Source organism: Streptomyces sp. NPDC039424, from assembly GCF_055639495.1.
Map to the genome: position 1 here is coordinate 98644 of NZ_JBVKAI010000011.1, position 23937 is coordinate 122580.

Annotated in this window: 21 protein-coding genes; 5 read left to right on the forward strand and 16 right to left on the reverse strand. The window is 73.0% G+C overall.

The genetic code is table 11. The features are described 5' to 3' along the window. Window positions 1–14: 14 nt before the first annotated feature. Entirely contained in the window at window positions 15–1988 is a 1974-nt protein-coding gene (locus ACZ7L0_RS25930) for a GTP-binding protein (protein WP_471244945.1), read from the reverse strand. 174 nt (window positions 1989–2162) lie between these two features. On the opposite strand from ACZ7L0_RS25930, the gene ACZ7L0_RS25935 reads away from it, so the two are divergent. Further along, window positions 2163–3290, forward strand: coding sequence for an XdhC family protein (locus tag ACZ7L0_RS25935; protein ID WP_471244946.1), 1128 nt, complete (start codon window positions 2163–2165; stop codon window positions 3288–3290). 19 nt (window positions 3291–3309) lie between these two features. Here ACZ7L0_RS25935 and ACZ7L0_RS25940 read toward each other — a convergent pair whose 3' ends face one another. From ACZ7L0_RS25940 to ACZ7L0_RS25970, 7 genes are all read right to left on the reverse strand, one after another. Beyond that, entirely contained in the window at window positions 3310–4224 is a 915-nt protein-coding gene (locus tag ACZ7L0_RS25940) for an aminoglycoside phosphotransferase family protein (RefSeq protein ID WP_471244947.1), read from the reverse strand. Between the two features lie 258 nt (window positions 4225–4482). Then, window positions 4483–5070 carry a GNAT family N-acetyltransferase gene (locus ACZ7L0_RS25945; protein WP_471244948.1) on the reverse strand — a complete coding sequence of 196 codons (588 nt, stop codon included), beginning with the start codon at window positions 5068–5070 and terminating at the stop codon, window positions 4483–4485. A 35-nt stretch (window positions 5071–5105) separates the two neighbouring features. After that, window positions 5106–5606, reverse strand: coding sequence for a metallophosphoesterase family protein (locus ACZ7L0_RS25950; protein ID WP_471244949.1), 501 nt, complete (start codon window positions 5604–5606; stop codon window positions 5106–5108). A 90-nt stretch (window positions 5607–5696) separates the two neighbouring features. After that, entirely contained in the window at window positions 5697–6704 is a 1008-nt protein-coding gene (locus ACZ7L0_RS25955; RefSeq protein ID WP_471244950.1) for an SDR family oxidoreductase, read from the reverse strand. A 2-nt stretch (window positions 6705–6706) separates the two neighbouring features. Beyond that, window positions 6707–8479, reverse strand: coding sequence for a glycoside hydrolase family 15 protein (locus tag ACZ7L0_RS25960; RefSeq protein ID WP_471244951.1), 1773 nt, complete (start codon window positions 8477–8479; stop codon window positions 6707–6709). Between the two features lie 15 nt (window positions 8480–8494). Continuing rightward, window positions 8495–9604 (reverse strand): enolase C-terminal domain-like protein, encoded by a 1110-nt coding sequence (locus tag ACZ7L0_RS25965; RefSeq protein WP_471244952.1) that lies wholly within the window; start codon window positions 9602–9604, stop codon window positions 8495–8497. Between the two features lie 44 nt (window positions 9605–9648). Continuing rightward, window positions 9649–12705 carry an FAD-binding and (Fe-S)-binding domain-containing protein gene (locus ACZ7L0_RS25970; protein ID WP_471244953.1) on the reverse strand — a complete coding sequence of 1019 codons (3057 nt, stop codon included), beginning with the start codon at window positions 12703–12705 and terminating at the stop codon, window positions 9649–9651. 219 nt (window positions 12706–12924) lie between these two features. Here ACZ7L0_RS25970 and ACZ7L0_RS25975 point away from each other — a divergent pair, with 219 nt between their 5' ends. Together ACZ7L0_RS25975 and rfbC are read left to right on the forward strand one after the other, a co-directional pair. Beyond that, entirely contained in the window at window positions 12925–14886 is a 1962-nt protein-coding gene (locus tag ACZ7L0_RS25975) for a glycosyltransferase family 2 protein (RefSeq protein ID WP_471244954.1), read from the forward strand. Between the two features lie 4 nt (window positions 14887–14890). Continuing rightward, entirely contained in the window at window positions 14891–15490 is a 600-nt protein-coding gene (gene rfbC, locus ACZ7L0_RS25980; RefSeq protein WP_471244955.1) for a dTDP-4-dehydrorhamnose 3,5-epimerase, read from the forward strand. 9 nt (window positions 15491–15499) lie between these two features. On the opposite strand, the gene ACZ7L0_RS25985 is transcribed toward rfbC, so the two are convergent. From ACZ7L0_RS25985 to ACZ7L0_RS26010, 6 genes are all read right to left on the reverse strand, one after another. Next, window positions 15500–16303 carry a class I SAM-dependent methyltransferase gene (locus ACZ7L0_RS25985; RefSeq protein ID WP_471244956.1) on the reverse strand — a complete coding sequence of 268 codons (804 nt, stop codon included), beginning with the start codon at window positions 16301–16303 and terminating at the stop codon, window positions 15500–15502. Then, window positions 16300–17181: a dTDP-4-dehydrorhamnose reductase gene (rfbD, locus tag ACZ7L0_RS25990; RefSeq protein ID WP_471244957.1), complete on the reverse strand. Its 882-nt coding sequence runs from the start codon at window positions 17179–17181 to the stop codon at window positions 16300–16302. The genes ACZ7L0_RS25985 and rfbD overlap by 4 nt, the downstream gene beginning before the upstream one ends. After that, the gene (gene rfbB, locus ACZ7L0_RS25995) at window positions 17178–18158 is read right to left on the reverse strand and encodes a dTDP-glucose 4,6-dehydratase (protein ID WP_471244958.1); all 981 of its coding nucleotides are present in this window, start codon (window positions 18156–18158) and stop codon (window positions 17178–17180) included. The genes rfbD and rfbB overlap by 4 nt, the downstream gene beginning before the upstream one ends. Further along, the gene (locus tag ACZ7L0_RS26000; protein WP_471244959.1) at window positions 18155–19222 is read right to left on the reverse strand and encodes a glucose-1-phosphate thymidylyltransferase; all 1068 of its coding nucleotides are present in this window, start codon (window positions 19220–19222) and stop codon (window positions 18155–18157) included. Before ACZ7L0_RS26000 ends, rfbB begins: the two co-directional genes overlap by 4 nt. 95 nt (window positions 19223–19317) lie before the next feature. After that, on the reverse strand, window positions 19318–19494 hold the full coding sequence (locus ACZ7L0_RS26005) for a hypothetical protein (RefSeq protein WP_471244960.1): 177 nt from the start codon (window positions 19492–19494) through the stop codon (window positions 19318–19320). 29 nt (window positions 19495–19523) lie between these two features. After that, a complete protein-coding gene (locus tag ACZ7L0_RS26010) occupies window positions 19524–19892 on the reverse strand; it encodes a DUF6479 family protein (RefSeq protein ID WP_471244961.1) in 369 nt (122 codons plus the stop codon). A 97-nt stretch (window positions 19893–19989) separates the two neighbouring features. Between ACZ7L0_RS26010 and ctaD the strand changes: the two genes are divergently transcribed. After that, entirely contained in the window at window positions 19990–21681 is a 1692-nt protein-coding gene (ctaD, locus tag ACZ7L0_RS26015; protein WP_471244962.1) for an aa3-type cytochrome oxidase subunit I, read from the forward strand. Further along, window positions 21678–22061 carry an aa3-type cytochrome oxidase subunit IV gene (gene ctaF, locus ACZ7L0_RS26020; protein ID WP_471244963.1) on the forward strand — a complete coding sequence of 128 codons (384 nt, stop codon included), beginning with the start codon at window positions 21678–21680 and terminating at the stop codon, window positions 22059–22061. The genes ctaD and ctaF overlap by 4 nt, the downstream gene beginning before the upstream one ends. 28 nt (window positions 22062–22089) lie before the next feature. On the opposite strand, the gene qcrB is transcribed toward ctaF, so the two are convergent. Together qcrB and ACZ7L0_RS26030 are read right to left on the reverse strand one after the other, a co-directional pair. Continuing rightward, window positions 22090–23583, reverse strand: coding sequence for a cytochrome bc1 complex cytochrome b subunit (gene qcrB / locus ACZ7L0_RS26025; protein ID WP_471244964.1), 1494 nt, complete (start codon window positions 23581–23583; stop codon window positions 22090–22092). After that, the gene (locus ACZ7L0_RS26030) at window positions 23580–23855 is read right to left on the reverse strand and encodes a hypothetical protein (protein WP_471244965.1); all 276 of its coding nucleotides are present in this window, start codon (window positions 23853–23855) and stop codon (window positions 23580–23582) included. Before ACZ7L0_RS26030 ends, qcrB begins: the two co-directional genes overlap by 4 nt. Window positions 23856–23937: the final 82 nt, after the last annotated feature.

Here is a 23937-nt window from a genome sequence, read left to right on the forward strand (position 1 = left end):
CCGCCCCTCGGTCCTCAACCGCTCACCCGGTTCGTCACCTTCAGCAGGTACTCCTTGCGGTTCAGCGGGTTGTGGTCGGTGCGCGGCCGTTCGGGCACCGTGCCGCGGGTGATGGGCGCGTAGTGGTCGAAGGCGCTCTCCAGCTCGCCCTCGCCCCGGGTCAGCCCCGGCAGCCGCTGCTCCAGTCCGTGCACCCGGGCGGCCGGGACCGCGCCCTCCAGGACGCAGACGGCCCCCCGTGTCGAGGTGGTCCGCGGCACCGCGTCCAGCCGGGCGAGCACCGGCAGCAGGGCGCCCAGCGTGTCCGCCGGGGCCTCGATCCGGAAGCGGTGCATCGGCTCGTACACCCGGGTGCCCGCGCGCCGCAGTGCCTCGGTCAGGACGAGCGGGGTGAGGCCGCGGAAGTCGGCCCCGGTGCTCGACATGCTCTTGTCGAAGCCCTGGTGGGCGTGGCTCTGCCGGGGCGAGTAGCCCGAGTGGGTCATGGTGACCGTGCAGTCGGTGACCTGCCAGCCGTGCAGCCCTTGGCCGAGCGTCTCGCGGACGGTGTCCTCGACGGCCTTGAAGAAGGCGTACGGCATGGAGCCCAGCTCCACCGCGAGCCGGAAGTCGACTCCCGAGCCGGCCGGGGCCGCGTCGACGCGCAGGCCGACGGTGGCCAGGAACGGGTTCGGGTCCTTCTTGTTGAACTCCACGGCCGCGCCGGTGCCGACGGGACGCTCCACGCAGATCGTCGTCGTCTCCCGGAAGGTGACGTCCAGGCCGAACTCGTCGGCGAGGGTGGCCTGGACGACCTCCTTCTGCACCTCGCCGTAGAGGGAGACGGAGGTCTCCTGCCGCACCTCGTCGTGCCGTACGTCGATCAGCGGGTCCTGCTCGGCCAGCTGGGTGAGCGCGAGGTGCAGCGACCGCCGGTCCGCGCCCGGCCCGGGGACCACGACCGTCTCCAGGGTCGGCGGCGCGAAGTGGTGCTCGTACGCCGTCCTCGGCAGGCCGATCGCATCGCCGATCCGGATGCCGCCCAGGCCCCACAGCCGGGCGATCCGGCCCGCGCCGACGCTGTCCCGGCGGACCTCGGTGCCCTCCTCGAAGACGCTCACCGCCGTGACCTTGGCCTCCTCGGGGCCGTCCCCGAAGGGGATCCGGTCGCGGGCGCGCAGGGTGCCGGAGAAGATCCGCGCGTAGGCCACCTTCTCCCCCGCCGGGCCGCGCTCCACCTTGAAGACCGTGCCCGACAGCGGCCCGCCGGGATCGCCCCCGGCGGCGGGGAGCAGCTCCTGGATGCCGCCGACCAGCTCGGCTACGCCCGCGCCGGTGACGGCTGAGCCGAAGTAGACGGGGTGCACGAGGGCCCGCCGGGTGCGGTCGGCGAGGGTGGCGCGCAGGCGGCCGGGCGGTACGGCGGCGCCCTCGACATAGGCGGCGAGCAGCTCGTCGTCGTGGTCGGCGAGGACGTCCAGCGCGGCCGGGCCGAGGCCGGGCACGAAGCGGGCCGCGCGGGTGCCCAGTGCGGCGGCCGTGCCCATCGGCACCAGGGCCGGGGTGAGCCGGCGGGCCATCGTCCGCAGCGCGTCCTCCTCGCGCGCCCCACGCCGGTCGATCTTGTTGACGAAGACCAGGGTGGGAATGCGCAGCCGGCGCAGGGTGCGCATCAGGACACGGGTCTGCGCCTGTACGCCCTCGACGGCCGAGACGACCAGGACTGCGCCGTCCAGCACGCCGAGCACCCGCTCCACCTCGGCGATGAAGTCCGGGTGACCGGGGGTGTCGATCAGGTTGACGCTCACGCCGTCCAGCGGGAAGGAGACGACGGCGGACTTGATGGTGATGCCGCGCTGCCGCTCCAGCGCGAGGGTGTCGGTGCGGGTGGTGCCCGCGTCGACGCTGCCGATCTCGTCGGTCACCCCGGCCGCATGCAGCAGCCGTTCGGTCAGGCTGGTCTTACCTGCGTCGATGTGCGCGAGGATTCCCAAGTTGAGCAAATGCACGAAGCGTCATGTCCTTGTGTGAGTGGGTCGTTCCTTCCTGGCCGGACATGAACGGTGCGCGCATTGCTGCTCCTTGGGTCTGCGGAAACTCGACCGGTGCAGTGCAGCAGAAGGTGGAGCACGACACCAACGGATTAACGTTCAACTACAGCGCGGGGCGAGGAGGAACGCACGATGCGGGACATTCTCCCGGTGCTGAGCGGGTGGTACGCCGCTCATGTGCCGTTCGGGCTCGCCACGGTCGTCGCGGTCAGCCGCAGCGCCCCGCGCGGGCCGGGCGCGGCGATGGCCGTCGGCCCGGACGAGGAGGTCGTGGGCAGCGTCTCCGGGGGCTGTGTCGAGGGTGCGGCCTTCGACCTCGCCCAGGAGGTCGTGGCGAGCGGCGAGGCCCGGCTGGAGACCTTCGGCTACAGCGACGAGGACGCCTTCGCGGTGGGGCTCACCTGCGGCGGCGAGATCACCCTGCTGGTCCGGCCCGTCACGCCCGAGCTGGACCCTTCCTTCGGCGCGGTCGCGGCCTCGGTCGCGGGCGCGGAGCCGGTGACGGTGGCGAGCGTGGTCGACGGGCCCGCCCCGCGCGGGGCCACCCTCGCGGTGTGGCCCGAGACGACCGCCGGGACGCTGGGGTCCACCGGGCTGGACGCGGCCGTGTCCGCCGACGCGCGCGGGGAGCTCGCCCTCGGCGCGACGGGCCTTCGGCACTACGGGCCCCACGGAGAGCGGCGCGAGGACTCCGTCACGGTGTTCCTGCAGTCCTTCGCGCCGCCGCCGCGGATGCTGGTGTTCGGCGCGATCGACTACGCGGCGGCGGTGGCCCGCATCGGCGCCTTCCTCGGCTACCGGGTCACCGTGTGCGACGCCCGGCCGGCGTTCGCCGCACCGGCCCGCTTCCCGGAGGGCGCGGAGGTGGTCGTGGAATGGCCGCACCGCTATCTGCGCGCCACGGACACCGACGACCGCACGGTGATCTGCGTGCTCACCCACGACCCCAAGTTCGACGTACCGCTGCTGCGGGAGGCCCTGCGCCGGCCGGCCGCGTACATCGGGGCGATGGGCAGCCGCCGCACCCACGCCGACCGGAGCAAACGCCTCACCGAGACCGGCCTCACCCCGGCCGAGCTGTCCCGGCTGCGCTCCCCCCTGGGCCTGGACCTCGGCGCCCGCACACCGGAGGAGGTCGCCGTGTCGGTGGCCGCGGAGATCGTCGCCCTGCGGTGGGGCGGAAGCGGGGCCCCGCTGACGGTCACCGAGGGGGCCATCCACGCGCGGGGCGGGGCGGGCGGAGGGGCCGGAATGCCGTAGGGCGTGTCCACACCCCCCGTCAGCCCGCCTCCCGGCGATGGTCGGCGAGCACCGCCTCCAGATGGCGGAGTGCGGTGGTCACCCGGGACGGGTCCTGCTGGAAGTACGGGTCGTCGGGGACGGGGAGGGAGCTCGCCAGGGCCCAGCCCCGGGCGCGGGCCCAGGTCGCGTCGTCGGTGGCGACGGCCTCGCGGAAGGTCCCCAGGACGTGGGCGGGCAGGAACTTCCAGGCCGGGAGCAGGTCGACGGCGGGGTCGGCCACCGCGAGGGTGCCGAAGTCGATCACGGCGGTGAGTCCGCCGTCCCTGACCAGGAGGTTGCCGGGGTCGAGGTCGCCGTGGACCCAGACGGGCTCCCGGTGCCAGGGCTCAGCCGCGAGGGCCGCCTCCCACACCTCGGTCACCAGGCCGGCGTCGACCATGCCCGCACTCTTCAACGCCTCGATCTTGGGGCGGACGCGTGCCTCGTGGGCGATGGAGTCGCGCGGGTCGCCCAGCGGGACGCCGCGGAAGGCGTTGCTCTGCTCGGGGCCTGGCCCGCCCGTGGCGTCGACGGCCCACAGGGCGGTGATGAACCCGGCGAGATCGAGGGCGGTGCGCCGCGGGTCGGTGAGCGACTCGGTGCGGGCCTGCTCGCCCGGCAGCCAGCGGTAGACGGACCACGGGTGGGGGTAGCCCTCACCCGGCTCGCCCCGCCCCACCGGCTGGGAGACGGCGAGCGGCAGGTGCGGGGCGAGGTGGGGCAGCCAGCGCTGTTCGCGCTCGACCTGACCGGCCCAGTGCGGGTAGCGGGGCAGCCGGACGGAGAGCTCGTCGCCGAGCCGGAAGGTGGCGTTGTCCATGCCGGAGCGCGGCACCGGGGCGAGGGGAAGGTGGGCCCACTGCGGAAACTGGGCGGCCAGCAGACGGCGGACGAGCGGGGCGTCGATCAGCATCGGCTCATCCCACCCAACCGCCCGCTCGGGTGTCCACGGATTTTTTTCCCGTCCTTGACGTAATCCGTGTGTGAGGCGCGCGCTCACGGGTAGGCGGCGCAACAGCACGATGAGGCATGCATGTCCTCAGCCGTACTCCCCGGAAGGAGGTCCGTGACAGCGCATCATCCACAGTGCCCGGGCCGTTCCCTTCGATGGAGCGGCCCGGATCTCGTTCCGTGATCCGACGGTCACGCCGAGCAGCGACCGCCCCGGCCGTCAGAGGTCTCCCCGGACGAGGGCGTGCAGATGCTGGTCGTGCCAGCCGTCGGCGTGCAGCAGGGCGCCGCGCATGGTGCCTTCCAGCAGATAGCCCGCCTTCTCGGCGACCCGGCAGGACGCGGGGTTGGCCACCGCGTGGCACAGCCGCAGGCGGTGCAGGCCGAGGTCGTCCAGGGCCCACCGGCTGACCCGCCGCACCGCCTCCACGACGATGCCGCCGCCGCGGGCCGCGGGCAGCACCCAGTAGACGATCTCGGCGCTGCCGCCCGCGAGGTCGATGTCGTTCCAGCCGATGAGGCCCAGCACCTCGCCGTCCGGGCGGGCGACGGCCCAGACGGCGCCGGTCTCTGCCCGCCACCGCTCCCGCATACGCTCGATCCGCCCGCTCGCCTCCTCGCGGCTGTCCACGCTCAACAGGTTCCACCGGCGGATCGCCGGGTCCTGTCCGGCGGCCAGCAGGGCGTCGGCGTCGGCCGGGCGCCACGGGCGCAGTTCCAGGCCGTTGGGCAGGGCGAGCACCGGCTGGGCGGCGCCGGACATCGCACCCGCGGGGACGACCGGCGGTATGGGGAAGCTGGAGATCATCGCCGCATCCTGGCACAACCGCGCGGGGACGGCCCTCATCGCGGCGGCAGCCGGTGCAGCGTCACGTCCGTCAGCACGCCGTCGGCGACGGACGCCGTCAGGTAGGTGCAGTGGGGCTGGCGGCGGCGGTCGGTCGGGGAGCCGGGGTTGAGCAGGCGCGGGCCGCCCGGGGCGGTGGTGTCCCACGGGATGTGGCTGTGGCCGAAGACCAGGACGTCCAGGTCGGGGAAGCGGGCGGCGCAGCGGGCCTCGCGGCCCTCGGCGGGGCCGGTCTCGTGGATCACGCCGAAGCGCAGGCCGCCCAGGTCGGCGTACGCCACCTCGGGCAGCCGGGCACGCAGGTCCGGGCCGTCGTTGTTGCCGTAGACGCCGATCAGCCGGCGGCTGCGGCTCTCCAGCAGGTCGAGGGTGTCGATGTCCACCCAGTCCCCGGCGTGGAACACCACGTCGGCGTGCGGGAGTTCGGCCAGGAGCTGGTCCGGCAGCCGCTTGGCGCGCTTGGGGAGATGCGTGTCGGACATGAGGAGCAGGCGCACACGGTCAGCCTAGGGCAGATCAACGCGCCCCGCCCGGCGGGCCGTTGCGGTGCCGGGGTGGCGGGGCGACGTGCGAGCGTCCGGCTGCTTTCAGCCGGACTTGGCGAGGCGCCGGATACCCCGCAGTGCGGTCACCGCGGCGAGGCCGGTGCCCAGCGCCGTCGCCGCGGGGTGGCGGGCCAGGGCGGCCTGCCAGGAGCGGTCGTGGGCGGTGTCGTCGAAGACGCCGTGGGCGCCGTGGTCGTCGCCGGGCCGCCGGTCGACGGGTTCGAAGAGGTTGTTGCGGCCGGTCGGGGGCTGCTGGTCGGTCTGCTGGGCGTCGAAGCCGGTGCGGGCCAGATAGCGGTCGAGCAGGGCGGGGGCGAGCCGGTTGGCCCAGATCGTGGCGACGGTGGTGGCGCCGACGTAGTACTGCTTGCGTCCCGGGTGGTCGGCGGCGTACAGCACGCCCCGGGCGGCGACCTCGGGCTGGTAGATCGGGGGGACCGGGCTCGGGTGCTTGCGCAGGCGGGAGCGCACCCAGTCGAACTGCGGGGTGTTCACGGCGGGCATCTGGGCGACGGTGACGTGCACGTTGCTGCCGCGGTGCAGCAGCTCGACGCGGAGCGAGGAGGTGAAGCCGTTGATGGCGTGCTTGGCGCCGCAGTACGCGGACTGCAGCGGGATCGCCCGCTCGCCGAGCGCGGAGCCGACCTGCACGATGGTGCCCCGGTCGCGCGGCAGCATCCGCTTCAGCGCCGCCCGGGTGCCGTTGACGAAGCCGAGGTAGGTCACCTCGGTCACCCGGCGGTACTCCTCGGCGGTGATCTCGTCGAAGGGGGCGAACACGCTGGAGAAGGCGCAGTTGATCCACACGTCGATGGGGCCGAACTCCTTCTCGGCCGCCTCGGCGACGGCCTCCACCTGGTCCGGGTCGGCGGTGTCGGCGACCCGCACCAGGGGACGGCCGCCGAGCGCGGCGACCTCGTCGGCGGCGGCCTCCAGACCGCCGCGGCCCCGGGCGACGAGCACGACGTCGGCGCCGCGCCGGGCGTAGAGGCGGGCGGTGGCGCGGCCGATGCCGGCGCTGGCACCGGTGATGACGACGGTGGCGGGCATGGTCAGGTCCTTTCGTCGAGGGGGTGTACGGGCTGTGTGTCCGCCCCGTCCAGCCGGGCCGCGGTCTCCAGCAGCAGGCCGTGCACGAAGGCCTGCGGGAGGTTGCCGCGCAGCTGCCGCTGGGCGACGTCGAACTCCTCGGCGTACAGGCCCGACGCGCCGCAGGCGCCGCGGTTGCGCTCGAACCAGCGGTGTGCGGCGACGGTCCGGCCCCGTTGGTGTTCGGCCAGTGCCATGACGAACCCGCAGAGCAGGAAGGCGCCCTCGGCGTCCTGGAGGGGCCGGTCGTCGTGGCGGAAGCGGTAGAGGAAGTGGTCCTCGGCCAGCGCGCGGTGGCAGGCGTCGAGGGTGGCGCGGGTGCGGGGGTCGTCGGGGGGCAGGGCGCCGCGGACGCCGGGCAGCAGCAGCGCCGCGTCCACGCCGGGGTCGTCGGGGCTGCGCCGCCAGTGCCCGCCGGGGTCCAGGGAGGTGGCCGAGGCGGCGGCGAGGAGGGTGTCGGCGAGCCGGGCGCAGGTGTCGGCGCGCGGGTGGCGCGGGTCGGCCGCGGCGAGGGCGCGCAGTCCGGCGACGCAGATCAGCCGGCTGTGGGTCCACTCCCGCGGCGACAACTCCCAGATCCCGGCGTCGGGTTCGCGCCAGCGGTCGGCGATGGCGCGTACGGCGATACCGGCGGCCTGGTCCGCGGTGGCGTCGAGGCGGTCGTGTTCGGCGGCCGAGGCGAACAGCAGCAGGGCCTCGCCGAAACAGTCGAGCTGGAACTGGTCCCCCACCCGGTTGCCGATCCGGTCGAAGCCGCCGGGGTAGCCGGGCAGGTCGAGCTCGCGCTGGCCGGGGACGGGGGTGCCGCGCACGGTGTAGGCGGGGGCGAGGCGGGGACCGTCGGCGCACAGCCGCGCGGCGACGAACCGGACGGCGTCGTCGAGGAGTTCGGGGATGCCCGCGGCGGCAGCGGCCTGGCCCGCGTAGCTCTGGTCGCGGATCCACACGTACCGGTAGTCGTAGTTGCGGCCCTCCTCGGCGCGTTCGGGCAGGCTGGTGGTGGCCGCCGCGACCATGCCGCCGCCGTGGGTGGTCAGGCCGCGCAGGACGGCGCAGGCGCGGCGGGCGTCGCCGGGGGCGATGGTGTGCCGCAGCGGGGGTACGGCCCGCCGCCAGGCCTCTTCGGTCGCGGCCCAGGCCTGCTCGGCGCGCGGCGGGGTGCGCGGGAGCGGGGAGGTGGAGCACTCCAGGACCAGGTCGTGGCTCTCGCCCGGCTTCAGGACGATCTCGGCGGTCAGCCCCTGCTCGCGCGGGGTCGCGGCGGGCGCGCCCTGCCAGCGCAGCCGGTGGGGGCCGGTGTTCAGATGCCACACGCCGTCGTCTTGGCGGTGGGCGCAGTCCAGCGGGGCGCGGCCGTAGTCGGCGTGCGGATCGAGGACGACCGTGAGGTGGGCCGGGCCGTCGACGGCGTGCAGACGGCGCAGCAGGACCGCGCGGCCCTCCTCGCCGGGGAAGGCGAGTGCCTCCCGGCACTCCACGACGCCCTCGGTGGTGGTCCAGCGGCTGCGCCACACCAGGGTGCCGTCCTCGTAGTAGCCGCCCGGGACGAACGGGGCGCGCGGGGTGACGGCGTAGCCGCCCCGGCCGCCGATGAGGGAGGCGAGGACGGCGTCGTCGTGCCAGCCGGGCGCGCACAGCCAGACGACGGCGCCGTCGGGCCCGATCAGCGCGCCGCGTTCGCCGTCGGCCAGCAGGGCGTAGTCGTGCAGGGCGTGCGGTGCGAAGTGTGTGCTCATGGGCCCCTTCCTCGTTCAGCGGACCCGGTAGGGCCGGGCGCGCTCGGCGGCGAGGGTCAGTCCCAGGCCGGGCGTGCCGTCGGCGCCCGGAGTGATGTCGCCGCCGGCCGGGTCGAGGACACCGTCGAAGAGGATGCGCTCGATGCGTACGTGGTCGTGGAACCACTCCAGGTGCCGCAGGTTGGGCACCGCGGCGGCGGCGTGCGCGTGGGCGTGCGGGGCGCAGTGCCCGGAGACGTCCAGGCCGCGGGCGTGGGCGAGGGCGGCGGCGCGCAGCCAGACGGTGATGCCGCCGCAGCGGGTGGCGTCGGCCTGGAGACAGTCCACCGCGCCGGCGGCGAGCATGTGCTCGAAGTACGGGAGGGTGTAGCCGTACTCCCCCGCGGTGACGTCCATGGGGGCGCGGTCGCGGACGGCCGCGAGGGTGGTGAGGTGGTCGGAGGAGACCGGCTCCTCGAACCAGGTCACGCCCTGGCCGGCGAGGGCGTCGGCGACGCGGAGGGCCTGTTTGGCGCGGTAGCCGCCGTTGGCGTCCACGTACAGGGCGGTGGAGTCGCCGACGCTCGCGCGGGCCCGGCGGACCCGTTCCAGGTCGCGTTCCTCGCGGCGGCCCCACGACTCCCCGATCTTTATCTTGACGCGGGGGATGCCCTCCTCCTCGGCCCAGCCGCGCAGCTGCCGGTCCTGCCGCCGGTGGTCGTACGTGGTGAAGCCGCCGCTGCCGTACACGGGGACGTCGACGCGGGCGGCGCCGAGCAGGCCGACGAGGGGCAGGCCGAGCAGGCGGGCCTTGAGGTCCCACAGGGCGATGTCGACGGCGGCGACGGCCTCGGCGCCGATGCCGGGCAGGCCCGCGTTGCGCAGCGCGCGGCACATCTCCTCGTTCAGGCGTGGCACGTCGAACGCCGCCGAGCCGGTGACGACCTGGGCGAGCGGGCCGTCCACGACGTCCGCGGCGGCCGCGGGCGCGTAGGTGTAGCCGAGTCCGCTCACCTCGCCGCTGCGGACGGTGACCAGGACGAGGGTGGTGCTGTCCCAGGCGAGGGTGCCGTCGGCCTCGGGCGCGTCGGTGGGCACGGTGTAGACGGAGCAGTCCACCTGCTCGACGACCGGCTGGTCCGTCATGTTCTCCTCCCGGGAGGGGTGGGGGTACGCGTGCGCCGCCCGGGTCACGAGCGGCGCCGCAGCCGCAGGGCGGCGCCGGCCACCGCGCCGGTCAGCGCGACGGCCGAGGCGGTGGCCGCCCAGCGGGCCGTGCGGGAGGGCTCCGGGGGCCGCTCGGCCAGGCGTTCGGGCCGGGTGCTGGGCAGGGTGCCGTCCATCGCCAGGGCCAGCACCTCGGCCAGGTGCAGGGCGCGGCGGCCGGTGTCGCCCTGCTCGATCTGGGTGCGGCAGCTGAAGCCGTCGGCGAGCAGCAGGCTGCCGGGTGCCGCCTCCCGTACGGCGGGCAGGACGCCCTGTTCGGCGACGGCCATGGAGACCTCGTGGTGGCCGCGCTCGAAGCCGAAGTTGCCGGCCAGGCCGCAGCAGCCCTCGTCCAGGACGTCGGCCTCCAGGTGGGCGCGGCGCATGAGTTCGCGGTCGGCGTCGGACTTCATGACGGCGTGCTGGTGGCAGTGGGTCTGCACGGTCGCCTGCCGGGCGAGCCGCGGCGGTCGCCAGCCGTCGGGCGCGTGGTGCACGAGGTGTTCGGCGAAGGTGCGGACCTGCCCGGCCAGCCGGCGCACGTCCTGGTCGTCGGGCATCAGCTCGGGCGCGTCGGCGCGGAACACGGCGGTGCAGGAGGGTTCGAGGCCGATGACCGGGGTGCCCGCTTCCAGGTAGGGGCGCAGCACGCCGAGGGTGCGGCGCAGCGCCTTCTCGGCGACCGTGAGCTGTCCGGTGGAGATCCACGTCAGGCCGCAGCACACCGGCTTGTCGGGTACGGCGACCCGGAAGCCCGCGTCTTCGAGGACGCGGACGGCCGAGATGGCGATCGAGGGGTGGAAGTAGGTGCTGAAGGTGTCGGGCCACAGCAGCACGGTCCGCGGGTCGGCCGGGTCGGGTTCCGGCGCGCCGCGCTCCCGCCACCACTGGAGGAAGGACCGCTCGGCGAACACCGGCGCGGGCCGGTCCGCCGCCACGCCGGCCAGCCGTTTGCCCAGCCGGGCGAGGCCGGGGGCGTGCAGCGCGCTGTTGACCAGCGCCGGGGAGATCCGGGACAGCCGCGCCCACACCGGCAGCCAGCCCAGGGAGTAGTGGGCGGCGGGCCGCAGTCGGCCTTCGTAGTGGTGGGCGAGGAACTCGGCCTTGAGGGTCGCCATGTCGACCCCGGTCGGGCAGTCCGACTTGCAGCCCTTGCAGGCCAGGCAGAGGTCGAGGGCGTCGCGGACCTCGGTGGAGCGCCAGCCGTCCTTGACGGCGGAGTCGGCGTGCCCGTTCAGCATCTCGAAGAGCAGCCGGGCCCGGCCGCGGGTGGAGTGCTCCTCCTCCTTGGTGGCGCGGTACGAGGGGCACATCACGCCCCCGGAGTGGCTGCGGCAGTTGCCGATGCCGACGCAGCGCATCACGGCGCGGGTGAAGGAGCGCTCGTCCTCCGGAAAGCCGAAGTGCGTCTCGGGCGTGGCGGGGCGCCAGGCGGGACCGAGGCGCAGCTGCCCGTCGACGGGGTTGGGGTGGACGACCTTGCCCGGGTTCATCCGGTCACGGGGGTCGAGCAGGGCCTTCAGTTCACCGAAGGCGGTCACCAGCCGCTCGCCGAACATACGAGTGAGCAGCTCGCCCCGGGACTGGCCGTCGCCGTGCTCACCGGAGAGGGAGCCGCCGTAGGAGGCCACCAGGTCGGCGGCGCTCTCCAGGAAGCGGCGGAAGTCCGCAACGCCCTCGGCGGTCTTCAGCCCGAAGGGGATGCGGGTGTGCACACAGCCCTGCCCGAAGTGCCCGTACAGGGAGGGGCGGTCGTAGTCGAACGCCTCGAACAGCCGCTTGAGGTCGCGCAGATAGTCACCGAGCCGCTCCGGCGGTACGGCGGAGTCCTCCCAGCCCTCCCAGGTCTCCCGGTCGTCCGGGGGCCGCGCGGTCACGCCGAGCCCGGCCTCGCGGGCCCTGAGCATCTTCTCCTCGCGTGCCGGGTCGTCGGAGAAGGCGACGTTCGCGTCCTTCTCTCCGCGGCCGACGGCATGCAGCAGCGCGTGGGCCTGTTCGTCGACGTCCTCCTGGCTGTCGCCGGCGTACTGCACCATCAGCCAGCTGTCGCCCTCGGGGAGGACACCCAGCGAGTCCAGGTAGGCGCCCTCCTCGCGCATGAGCTGTGCCATCCGCCCGTCGAGGGCCTCCAGTTGGCTGGGCGAGCAGTGCGCGAGGATGTTCGGTACGTCGTCGGCGGCGGCGCAGATGTCGTCGTAGCCGAGCACCAGCAGCGACTTGTACGGCGGCACCGGCACCAGGTCGAGTTCGGCGCGCAGGACGGTCACCAGTGTGCCCTCGCTGCCGACCAGGGCCTTGGCGAGGTCGAAGCCGTTCTCGGGCAGCAGGGAGTCGAGGTTGTAGCCGGAGACCCGGCGGGGGACTTTCGGGTAGCCGCGGCGGATGTCGGCCAGGTACTCGGTGACGATGCGGTCCAGGCCGTCGTAGATCTCGGCCAGCCGTCCGCCGCGGGCGGCGATCCGCTCCCGTTCGGCCCCGGGCGTCGGCCCCACCCAGGCGCGGACGCCGTCGTAGGTGAGGATCTCCAGGCGGCGCACGTTGTCCACGGTCTTGCCGTATGCCTGGGCCGAGCCGCCGCAGGAGTTGTTGCCGATCATGCCGCCGAGCGCGCAGTGGCTGTGCGTGGACGGTTTGGGCCCGAACTGCAGCTTGTGGTCGGCGAGTTGCCGGTTGAGTTCGTCCAGGACGATGCCCGGCTCGACCACGCAGGTCCGGGCCTCGGGGTCCACCGAGACCAGCGCGTGGCAGTACTTGCTCCAGTCGATGACGACGGCCGTGTTGGTGGTCTGCCCCGCGAGGCTGGTGCCGCCGCCGCGGGACAGGACGGGGGCGTCGAACCTCGCGCAGACCTCCACGGCCCGCGCCCCCGCCTCGACCGTGCGGGGGACCACGACGCCGATCGGCACCTGCCGGTAGTTCGAGCCGTCGGTGGCGTACGCGCCCCGGCTGCCCGCGTCGAAGCGGACCTCGCCGTCGACTTCGGCTCGCAGCGCCGCCTCCAGGCCCGCCACGTCGGCCACGTCCGCCACGGGAGGTGTCATCTGCTCACGTCCTCGAAGTCGCCGTCGACGTTGTCCCCGCCCCAGTGACCGGCGGGTACCCCGGGTCCGGCCGGTGCAACGCGGCGGTGACCCCAGCCGGCCGGGACACACCGAGGAGAGTCCGAACAAACGTCCATACAAGGGGCCGGGTTAGCATTCGGCCACGCGCACCATGTCACCCATGCGGCGGGTGGCGAGCTAAGGGGGCTTGAAAACCGGATGCCGGTCAAGGTCAGCGTCATCGTCCCCGTGTACAACCCCGGGCCCTACATCGAGGACTGCGTCGCCTCGATGCTGCGGCAGTCGCTGCCTCCCGACGAGTTCGAGGTGATCTTCGTCGACGACGGCTCCACCGACGACACCCCCGCCCGCCTGGACGCACTCGCCGCCGAGCACCCGCACATCCGGGTGATCCACCAGGAGAACTCCGGCTGGTCGGGCAGACCGCGGAACGTGGGCATCGAGGCGTCCCGGGGCGAGTTCGTGATGTTCGTCGACAACGACGACTACCTCGGCGACGAAGCCCTCGAACGCATGTATGACTACGGGGTGGCGAACAAGGCCGACGTGGTCGTCGGAAAGATGGCCGGGAAGGGCCGAACGGTGCCGGTGGAGCTGTTCCGCCGCAACCGTCCGCGCGCCACCGTCGAGAACGCGCCGCTGATCGACAGCCTCACCCCGCACAAGATGCTCCGGCGCGCCTTCCTGGACCGCACCGGCCTGCGCTTCCCGGAGGGCCGGCGGCGCCTGGAGGACCACGTCTTCGTCACCGAGGCCTACCTGCGCGCGGACAACGTCTCGGTGCTCGGCGACTACGTCTGCTACTACCACGTCAGACGCGAGGACGCCTCCAACGCGGGCTTCCAGCGCTTCGACGCGGTCGGCTACTTCAAGAACCTCCGTGAGGCCCTGGACGTCGTCGAGCGGTACACCGAGCCGGGTCCCCTGCGCGACCGGCTGCTGCGCCGCTGGCTGCGCGTGGAGATCGTCGAGCGGATGAGCGGACGCCGTCTGCTCAGGAAGCCGGACGACTACCGGCGGGAGCTGTTCCAGGAGATGCGCGGGCTGATCCTGGAACGGTTCGGCCCCGGCGTCGCCCCCGGCCTGCGCCCGGGCCAGCGGATCGTCGCCGCGCTGATCCGCGAGGACCGCTACGACGAGCTGGTCGCCTACGCCGAGTACGAGACCGGCGTCGTCCCCCGGGCCGTACCGACCGGGGTCGAGTGGCGGGACGGCACGCTGCGGGTCGCCTTCACCGCCGAGTACCACTGTGCCGGCCGGGCACTGACCTTCGACGCCGACGCCCCCGGCGCCCCCGCCGACGGCGCGCCCCGGGACCTGGACGAGGCGGCGGCCTGGCTGGGCGCGGCGGCCGTGGACGGCTTCGAGAAGGCGAGTGCCGAGCTGGTCCTGCGCGACCGCGCCAGCTCCGCCTCCTTCTTCCAGCCGGTGGAGCTCACCCGCGAGCGCGTCCCCGCCGAGGACGGGCGCGTCCGGCTGGTGCTGCGCGCCACCGCCACCGTCGACCCCGCGGACGCGGCGGGCGGCGCCCCGCTGGACGCCGGCCTGTGGGACGCGTACGTCCGGCTCGGCCTCGGCGGCTGGAGCAAGGACTGCCGCCTGGGCCCGGTCCCCCGGCACGGGCGCCCCACCCCGCCCGCGGGCGTGGTCGCCGGCCGGGTGGTGCTGCCGTACTGGACCAAGCAGTACGACAACTTCTCCCTGGACGTCGACCGGGCGGCCAGGGCGCTGGGCCTCGGCGGGCTCACCCCCGAGGACGCGGCGGTCTCCGGCGACCGGCGGCTCAGTCTCGCGCTGCCGCTGTACGTCGCCGACCGCACCGACGTCCCTGTGCGCTGGGCCGGCACCGCGCCGGGCGGCCCCCTGCGGGAGACCGGGACGCTCACCCCCGCCGACGACAACGGATCACTGCTGCAGACCGAGCTGCCGCTGACCGCCATGAAGGGCGCTACATGGCGGCCGGAGCTGTGCCTGGCCCCGGAGGCGGGGGCGCCGCGCTACCTCGCCCTGCCGCTGGCCCTGCACGTGAGCCGGGCCGGTGACGTCCGGGTGGCCGGGCCCCCGGCGCCCGGCCTGGTACGGCGACTGGTGCGCACGGCGCGGCGCGTGGCGGGCGCGGCCCGGCGGAGGATGACGGCGAAGGACTCACGGAGGGCGTGACAGCGTGCGGGCACTGGAGATAGCGGGCGCCTGGGTACTGGAACCCAAGGTGTTCCCGGACGACCGGGGCAGCTTCCACGAGTGGTACCGGGGCGAGGAGTTCCGGGAGGCCACCGGGTACGACCTCGCGCTCGCCCAGGCCAACTGCTCGGTCTCCCGCCGGGGGGTGCTGCGCGGGATCCACTTCGCCGACGTGCCGCCCGGGCAGGCCAAGTACGTCACCTGTGTGCGCGGCGCCGTGCTGGACGTGGTGGTGGACATCCGGGTCGGCTCGCCCACCTTCGGCCGGTGGGAGGCGGTGCGGCTGGACGACGACACCCGGCACGCCGTCTTCCTCGCCGAAGGGCTCGGGCACGCGTTCATGGCGCTCACCGACGACGCCACGGTGGTGTACCTGTGCTCGGCAGGGTACGCGCCGAAGCACGAGCACGGGCTGCACCCGCTCGACCCCGGGCTGGGCATCGCCTGGCCCGAGGGCATCGAGCCGCTGCTGTCCGAGAAGGACGCGGCGGCCCCCTCACTGGCCGAGGCGGAGCGGTCCGGACTGCTTCCCACGTACGCGGACTGCTCCGCCCATTACGCGCGGCTGCGCGCGGGCCGGTGAGACGACGGCTCAGTGGCTGACGCCGAGCTGCTCCACCGCGCGACGCAGGGGCTCCCAGCCGCGGGACCGCTTGGTGCCGCGGTTGCGGGCCGCCACCAGCGGCTTCCAGAAGCCCGCGGACAGCAGGGTCTCCGGCTTGACGGCGGTGGTCCGCTCCAGGATCGACTCGGGCACCTTCTGCGGGTCGGGGACCTCGAACTCCGCGATGATCTCGTCGTACCTGTCCTTCAGCACCGTGTTGCCCGGGTCGGCGCCGAAGACGACCAGCTGACCGGTGGGCGCGGTGTCGGCCAGGACCGTCACCAGGTCCGGGCGGTAGCGGTTCAGTATCTCGACGAGCTTGTAGACGTCGCCGGTCCAGGCGTTGGTGTGCCGGTCGCGGGCCGCCTCGTCCACGTTGCGCGGGAGCATGTCGTCGAAGACGATCACGCTGGCCCAGTCCGAGTGCTTCTCGATGTTGATGAAGTCGCGCAGCGCGTACTCGAACAGGTGCATGCCGTCGATGAACGACAGGTCCAGGGTGGTGCGCTGCCAGTAGCCGAACGGGCTGCGGTTGCGGGCCAGGTTGCGCAGCGGGTGCCGGCCGCCCCTCAGGTGCGCGAGGGGGTTGTCCCGGGCGAAGAAGTCGTCGCTGGTCGCCTTCGCCAGGTGGACGTCGCAGCGGATCTCCGTGACCACCTTGAACGCCGGGTCGATCGCGATGCTGGGCACCCGGGACAGCGTCAGGCTGCGGCCGTCGTTGACGCCGATCTCCAGGTAGTTGCGGTTCGCGGTGACCTTGTGGAGTTCCCGCAGGAACTCGTGCCGTTTCACTGAGACATCTCCTTGCGGATGTGGGGCAGTGCTTCGTGCAGGGCGGACCGCCAGTCCCGCGGCGGTTCGAGGCCCGCCTCCCGCCACCGGTCGTGCCCGAGGGCGCTGTAGGCGGGGCGGGGTGCGGGCCGGGGGAAGGAGTCGCTGCCGGTGGGCCGCACCCGGTCCGGGTCGGCGCCGACGAGCCGGAACACCTCCCGGGCCAGTTCGTGCCAGCTGGCCTCGCCGGAACTGGTGGCGTGGAAGATACCGCGCGCGCCCGCGTCCCGGGAGAGTTCGGGGCCGAGGTCCGCGACACGGACGGCGACGTCGGCGCTCCAGGTGGGCTGCCCGCGCTGGTCGTCGACGACGTCCAGGGTGTCCCGGCGGCCTTCGAGCTCCAGCATCGTACGGACGAAGCTGCGGCCGTGGACGCCGTACAGCCAGGCCGTGCGCAATACGGCGGAGGCGTCCGGGAGTTCTTCCAGGACCGCCCGCTCCCCCGCCAGCTTGGTGCGGCCGTACGCGGTGCGCGGCGCCGGGGGATGGCCCTCCGGGTAGGGGGTGTCGCGGGCCTCGCCGGAGAAGACGTAGTCGGTGGAGACGTGGATCAGGCGGGCGCCGCGTTCGGCGCAGGCGCGGGCGAGCAGCCGCGGCCCGTCGCCGTTGACCGTGAGCGCCCGCGCCTCGTCGGTCTCGGCGTCGTCGACGGCCGTGTACGCGGCGCAGTTGACGACGATGCCGGGGCGGTGCGTGTCGAACGCCCGGCGGACGGCGTCCGCGTCGGTGATGTCCAGGGCGGTGCGGTCCAGGCCCGTCACGTCCTGGCCGCGCCGGTGCAGTTCCTCGACGGTGTCACGGCCGAGCATGCCGCCCGCGCCGGTGACCAGCCACCTCATCGGGCGCCCTGCCCGGAGCGCCGCTTCAGCGGCTCCCACCAGGCGCGGTTGTCCCGGTACCAGGCGACCGTCTCGGCGAGCCCGGCCGCGAAGTCGCGGCGCGGCCGGTAGCCGAGTTCGTCGCGGGCCTTGCTCCAGTCGACGCAGTAGCGCAGGTCGTGGCCCTTGCGGTCGGCGACGTACTCCACCCGGTCCCAGCCCGCCCCGCAGGCCCGCAGCAGCAGCCCGGTGAGCTCCTTGTTGCTGAGTTCGGTGCCGCCGCCGATGTTGTACACCTCGCCGGGGCGGCCCTTGGTGCGCACCAGTTCCACGCCGTGGCAGTGGTCCTCGACGTGCAGCCAGTCGCGGACGTTGCGCCCGTCGCCGTACAGCGGGACCTGGTGGCCGTCGAGGAGGTTGGTGACGAACAGCGGGACGACCTTCTCGGGGAACTGGTGCGGTCCGTAGTTGTTGGAGCAGCGGGTGACCCGCACGTCCAGGCCGTGGGTGCGGTGGTAGGCCAGGGCCAGCAGGTCGGAGGAGGCCTTCGAGGCGGAGTACGGGGAGTTGGGCGCGAGGGGGTGGGTCTCCGGCCAGGAGCCGGAGTCGATGGAGCCGTAGACCTCGTCGGTGGAGACGTGGATGAACGGGCCGACGCCGTAGCGCAGGGCCGCGTCCAGCAGGGTCTGGGTGCCGACCACGTTGGTGAGCACGAACTCGCTCGCGCCCTCGATCGAGCGGTCCACGTGCGACTCGGCGGCGAAGTGCACCACTTGGTCGGCCTCGGCCATGAGCTTGTCCACCAGGTCGGCGTCGCATATGTCGCCCTGGACGAACACCAGGCGCGGATGGCCGACGGGCAGGTTGGCGAGCGTGCCCGCGTAGGTGAGCTTGTCCAGCACGGTGACGCGCGGCGCGTCGGGCGCGTCGTCGGCGAGGAGTGCGCGGACGTAACTGGAGCCGATGAATCCGGCGGCGCCGGTGACGAGGAGATTCATGAACGGATCTGCACCTTGCTGTGGTCTCCGAGGACGAGTCGGTGGGCACTGGGCACGCCGGGCGCCGGGGTCACCTCGGCATGCCGGCCGATCAGCGAGGACTCGATCCTGCCCACCCCGTCGATGGAGGAGTCCCGCAGCACGATGGAGAACTCCAGCTCACTGTCCGTGATCCGGCAGTTCTCCGCGATCGAGGTGAACGGGCCGACGTAGGAGTCACCGACCAGGGTCCCCCTCCCGATGACGGCGGGGCCGACGATCCGTGAGTTGACGATCCGCGCCCCCTCCTCGACGACCACCCGCCCGACCGTCTCGGACAGCTCGTCCACCTCGCCGTCGATCCGCCGCTCCACGCTCTCCAGGACCACGCGGTTGACCTCGAGCATGTCGCCGACGTTGCCGGTGTCCTTCCAGTAGCCCTCGATGACGGTGGAGCGCACATCGGCGCGGGTGTCGATGAGGTACTGGATGGCGTGGGTGATCTCCAACTCGCCCCGCCAGGACGGCTTGATGGCCCGCACCGCCTCGTGGACCAGCGGGGTGAACAGGTACACCCCGACCAGGGCGAGGTCGCTCTTGGGGTGCTCGGGCTTCTCCTCCAGGCCGATCACCTGCCCGGCCGGGTCCAGTTCGGCGACGCCGAAGGAACGGGGGTCGGGGACGCGGGTCAGCAGGATCTGGGCGTCGGGGCGGCTGGCGCGAAAACCCTCGACGAGGTCGCGGATGCCGCCCACGACGAAGTTGTCCCCGAGGTACATCACGAAGTCGTCCTCGCCGAGGAAGTCCCGCGCGATCAGCACCGCGTGGGCGAGGCCCAGCGGCCGTTCCTGGGGTATGTAGGTCACGTCCAGGCCGAACTTGGAGCCGTCGCCGACGGCTTCCTCGATCTCGGCGGCCGTGTCGCCGACGATGATGCCGACCTCGGTGATGCCCGCCGCGGCGATGGACTCCAGCCCGTAGAAGAGCACCGGCTTGTTGGCCACGGGCACCAGCTGTTTGGCCGACGTATGGGTGATCGGCCTCAGCCGGGTACCGGCACCGCCGGAGAGCACCAGAGCCTTCATCTGCCACAGCTTATAGGTGATCGTCCGGTTCGGACGTTTGTTTGTTGTGCGAATTTGTTACGACAGTGTGGCTCCGGCGTGCGCGTCCGGTGCGGTCAGTCCTCACCCCGGACGATGTTGCTGTCCTGCCCCGGGGACGCCTCCCGCCGGCCACCCCGGTCCACGACGGCGGGCAGACAGGTACGGACCCCCTTGTCCCGCCGCCGACGGGCCTTCGACCAGCCCGTCTCGGGGAAGCCGACGGCGGGTTTCTCATTGCTGTGCACGGTCACGACGTCTCATCTTCTCTCTGCTGTTTCCGTCACGTACGGCCCCCGCCACCGCCGCCGAACGAGCCGCTCGAACCGGGCTCCCAGCGCGGTCGCCGCTGGTCGTCGGCGCGCCTGCTGCCGGAGGAACCGAGCTGGTGCGGGGTGAGCCGCTCGCTCCCGTCCGCCGCCCGCGGCACCTCGTCCGGTTCGCGCACCTCACGCGTCTCGTACACCGGCCCGGAGGCCGGGCGCGTGGGCTGCTCGTCCGGGCGGGGCGGCGGCGACTCGCGCCGGCGCACCCGCATGCCCAGCCGGAAGGCCCACACCAGTCCGGCGGTGATGGCGACGCCCACGACGAGGATGGCGATGTATCCGAAGGCGGAGACGGCTCCGGCGGCCTCGTTGATGGCAGTGTCCATGGACGGCGGGTACCCGGGCCGGGGCGACGAATGCCTGGTCGATGGCCCCGGCGTGGCGCGGGCCGGCCGACCCGCCCCCGGAGTAGCGTCGCGGACGATGTCGGAACTTTCGGAAATCTCGGACGACAGCGACGTCAGCGAGGTCGTCGAACGGTACGCCGTCACCGCGCCCCCACCCGGCCGCACCCTGCTCCGCTGGGCCTCGACCACCGACCACAAGGTGATCGGCCGGCTCTACATGGTCACGTCGTTCTGCTTCTTCCTCCTCGGCGGGCTGCTGGCGCTCGGGATGCGGGCCGAGCTCGCGCGTCCGGGGCTGCAGTTCATGAGCGAGCAGGACTACGACCAGCTCTTCACCATCCACGGCACGATCATGATGCTGCTGTTCGCGACGCCCATGTTCGCCGGGTTCGCCAACGCCGTGATGCCGCTGCAGATCGGCGCCCCGGACCTGGCCTTCCCACGGCTGAACGCGCTGTCGTACTGGATGTACCTCTTCGGCGGGCTGATGGTGGTGTCCGGCTTCGTGGTGCCCGGTGGTGCGGCGGCGTTCGGCTGGTTCGCCTACGCGCCGCTGAACAGCGCGTACTTCTCGCCCGGCGCGGGCGGTGACCTGTGGGTGATGGGGCTGGTGGTCACGGGCGTGTCGACGACGCTGACCGCGGTGAACTTCATCGCCACGATCATGTGTCTGCGCGCGCCCGGCATGACGATGTTCCGGATGCCGATCTTCACCTGGAACGTGCTGTTCACCTCGATCCTGGTGCTGCCCGCGTTCCCGGTGCTCGCCGCGACGCTGCTGGTGCTGGAGGCGGACCGGAAGTTCGGGGCGCATGTGTTCGACGCTGCGAACGGGGGCGCGCTGCTGTGGCAGCACCTGTTCTGGTTCTTCGGGCATCCGGAGGTCTACATCGTGGCGCTGCCGTTCTTCGGCATCGTCTCGGAGATCCTGCCGGTCTTCTCCCGCAAGCCGCTCTTCGGGTATCTGCCGCTGATCGGCGCGACCATCGCGATCACCATGCTGTCCGCGGTGGTGTGGGCGCACCACATGTTCGCCACCGGCGCGGTACTGCTGCCGTTCTTCTCGATCATGTCCTTTCTGATCGCGGTGCCCACGGGGATCAAGTTCTTCGCGTGGATCGGGACGATGTGGCACGGCTCGCTGTCGTTCGAGACGCCGATGCTGTGGTCGCTGGGCTTCCTGGTGTCGTTCCTGCTGGGCGGGCTCAGCGGGGTGCTGATCGCCTCGCCGCCGCTGGACTTCCACCTCACCGACTCGTACTTCATCGTGGCGCATCTGCACTACGTGCTGTTCGGCACGGTGGTGTTCGCGATGTTCGCGGGCTTCTACTTCTGGTGGCCCAAGTTCACCGGGAAGATGCTGGACGAACGGCTCGGCAAGCTGCACTTCTGGCTGCTCTTCCCGGGGTTCCAGCTGACCTTCCTGGTGCAGCACTGGCTGGGTGAGAGCGGCATGCCCCGCCGCTACGCCGACTATCTGCCCGACGACGGCTTCACCCTGCTCAACACCCTCTCGACGGCCGGGGCGTTCCTGCTCGGCGTCTCCACCCTGCCGTTCCTCTACAACGTCTGGCGCACCGCCACCCGGGCCCCGGCCGTCACGGAGGACGACCCCTGGGGGTACGGGCGGGGCCTGGAGTGGGCCACCTCCTGCCCCCCGCCCCGGCACAACTTCGTGGCGCTGCCCCGGGTGCGGTCGGAGTCGCCCGCCTTCGACCTGCACCATCCCGCGATCGTCAGACGGGCCGAGCGGGAGGGACAGCGATGAAGGCCGAGGCCTTCCTGTGGGGCGGTGTCGCCCTGTTCTTCGCCGGGACCGCCGCGCTCTACGGCGTGTGGTCGAAAGAACCCGCGGGCACGGCGACCCTGGTCGTCGCCTTCGGCATGGCCGCCGTGGTCTCGTTCTTCTGCGCGGTGCAGTACCGCCGTCGCGGCACACGGGCCCAGGACCGAAAGGACGCCGAGGTCGCCGACGGCGCCGGCCCGGTCGCGTTCTTCCCGGACGAGAGCACCTGGCCGATCGTCACGGCCCTGGGCTTCGCCCTGGCGGCCACCGGGGTGGTGTTCGGCCTGTGGCTGTTCGTCCTCGGCTGCGGCGTGCTGGCGCGCGGGGTGTTCGGGATGGTCTTCCAGTACGCGGACCGGTGACGCGCGGCCTTCCTCCCGCGCGGGTTGCTCATCGGTTACGGCGGGCGGGTGGGGGTGGTTTCGCGGGACGCGGACCGGTGAGGGGCCGTCGGGGGGCGCCGGGGCGGAAGGTGCCCGGTGGGTGGTGGTCGGAGTCGTAGCCGCCGGTGACGTCCTGTCGTACTTCGCCGGTGGGCACGCCCTTGGTCAGGCGGTGGCGCTCCGCCTCGGTCAGGGCCAGGCACACCCAGCGGGTCACCAGGAACGCGGCGACCGGTGCGACGAGCAGGGCGATGCGCAGTACCCAGGTCAGGGCGTTCACCGAGATCCGGAAGGTCTGGGCGACGATGTCGTTGCCGCCCGCGAAGAGCAGTACTCCGTAGAAGACCGTCCCGGCGACGCCCAGGCCGGTCCGCACGGGACGCTCGCGCGGCCGGTCGCACAGGTGCCGTTCCTGGTTCCACTCCCCCGTCAGGCGCTGCTCCACGAACGGATAGGCGTACAGCACGAGGAACAGCAGGGCGGGCAGCACGACCGCCGGGAGCAGGACGTTCCACATGAGGGTGTGCCCGGCGACGTTCGTCTCCCACGGCGGTGTCAGCCGCAGCGCGCCCTCCAGGAAGCCGACGTACCAGTCGGGCTGGGAGCCGGTCGAGACCAGGTCCGGCCGGTAGGGGCCGTAGTTCCAGACCGGGTTGACCTGGGCGAGGGCGGCCAGCAGGACCAGTGCGCCGGAGACGATGAGGGAGAGTCCGGCGGAGGAGGCGGTGAACTGCGGGAGGAGGGGCTTGCCGAGGACGTTGCCGCCCCGGCGGCCCGGTCCGCGCCACTGGGTGTGCTTGAGGTGGAAGACCAGCACCAGGTGGACGGTGACCAGGGCGATCAGCGCGCCCGGCAGCAGCAGGATGTGCACGGGGTACAGCCGGGTGATGATGTCGTGCCCGGGGAACTCGCCGCCGAACGCGAGGAAACTGACGTACGTCCCCACCACCGGCAGGGAGGTCATGATGCCCTGCGCGATACGCAGCCCGGTGCCGGAGAGCAGGTCGTCGGGGAGCGAGTAGCCGGCGAAGCCCTCGGCGAGGGAGAGTACGAACAGGGTGAGCCCGACGGCCCAGTTCAGCTCGCGGGGCCTGCGGAAGGCGCCGGTGAAGAAGATCCGCAGCATGTGCAGGCCGATCGCGGCGACGAACACCAGCGCGGCCCAGTGGTGCGTCTGCCGCATCAGCAGGCCGCCGCGCACGTCGAAGCTGATGCGCAGGGTGGAGTCGAAGGCCGCCGACATGGGCACCCCCCGCAGCGGCACGAAGGACCCGGAGTAGACGACCTCGCGCATCTCGGGCTCGAAGAAGAAGGTCAGCCACACGCCGGTGAGCATCAGCACGAGCAGGCTGTAGAGCGCGAGTTCGCCCAGGAAGAAGGACCAGTGGTGGGGGAACGCCTTGCGCAGCAGCGACCCGGCGTCCAGGGCCGGCAGCCGGGCGTCGAGGGCGTCGGCGAGCCGCTCACCGCGGGCCTCGCCCGACGGCTCGGGCGCGGTCACGTCTCCTCCGGTTCCGCCGCCGCGCGCTGCACCTCCGCCTCGACCTCGGTCCGTGACCGGCCCGTCTCCTTCGCGTACTCGCCCAGCGCCGTCTGCACCTCGCGGGCCAGGTCGCGCCAGGCCCGCAGGGCCGTCTCGTAGGTCGACGACTGGGGGCCGGTCCACTGCCCCTGGGCCGGGGGGCCGTACGCGTCCCGCAGTCCCATGGCCCTCGCGTGCGCCGCCTGGGCCGCGCGCTGCTTCTGCACGAGCTCTTCGAAGGTGTGTGCCACGGCAAGGACCCTAGGCACGGCGGCCCGGCGGACCCCGGCGACCTGCCGGGCGCGGCCCGTACCCGCACCCGTGTGGCGGGTC

Excerpts from the sequence above, each read along its gene's own strand:
- ACZ7L0_RS25935 (WP_471244946.1), top strand. The coding sequence starts at position 2,163 with ATGCGGGACATTCTCCCGGTGCTGAGCGGGTGGTACGCCGCTCATGTG.
- ACZ7L0_RS25940 (WP_471244947.1), bottom strand. The coding sequence starts at position 4,224 with ATGCTGATCGACGCCCCGCTCGTCCGCCGTCTGCTGGCCGCCCAGTTT.
- ACZ7L0_RS25945 (WP_471244948.1), bottom strand. The coding sequence starts at position 5,070 with ATGATCTCCAGCTTCCCCATACCGCCGGTCGTCCCCGCGGGTGCGATG.
- ACZ7L0_RS25955 (WP_471244950.1), bottom strand. The coding sequence starts at position 6,704 with ATGCCCGCCACCGTCGTCATCACCGGTGCCAGCGCCGGCATCGGCCGC.
- ACZ7L0_RS25960 (WP_471244951.1), bottom strand. The coding sequence starts at position 8,479 with ATGAGCACACACTTCGCACCGCACGCCCTGCACGACTACGCCCTGCTG.
- ACZ7L0_RS25965 (WP_471244952.1), bottom strand. The coding sequence starts at position 9,604 with ATGACGGACCAGCCGGTCGTCGAGCAGGTGGACTGCTCCGTCTACACC.
- ACZ7L0_RS25970 (WP_471244953.1), bottom strand. The coding sequence starts at position 12,705 with ATGACACCTCCCGTGGCGGACGTGGCCGACGTGGCGGGCCTGGAGGCG.
- ACZ7L0_RS25975 (WP_471244954.1), top strand. The coding sequence starts at position 12,925 with ATGCCGGTCAAGGTCAGCGTCATCGTCCCCGTGTACAACCCCGGGCCC.
- rfbD (WP_471244957.1), bottom strand. The coding sequence starts at position 17,181 with ATGAGGTGGCTGGTCACCGGCGCGGGCGGCATGCTCGGCCGTGACACC.
- rfbB (WP_471244958.1), bottom strand. The coding sequence starts at position 18,158 with ATGAATCTCCTCGTCACCGGCGCCGCCGGATTCATCGGCTCCAGTTAC.
- ACZ7L0_RS26000 (WP_471244959.1), bottom strand. The coding sequence starts at position 19,222 with ATGAAGGCTCTGGTGCTCTCCGGCGGTGCCGGTACCCGGCTGAGGCCG.
- ACZ7L0_RS26010 (WP_471244961.1), bottom strand. The coding sequence starts at position 19,892 with ATGGACACTGCCATCAACGAGGCCGCCGGAGCCGTCTCCGCCTTCGGA.
- ctaD (WP_471244962.1), top strand. The coding sequence starts at position 19,990 with ATGTCGGAACTTTCGGAAATCTCGGACGACAGCGACGTCAGCGAGGTC.
- ctaF (WP_471244963.1), top strand. The coding sequence starts at position 21,678 with ATGAAGGCCGAGGCCTTCCTGTGGGGCGGTGTCGCCCTGTTCTTCGCC.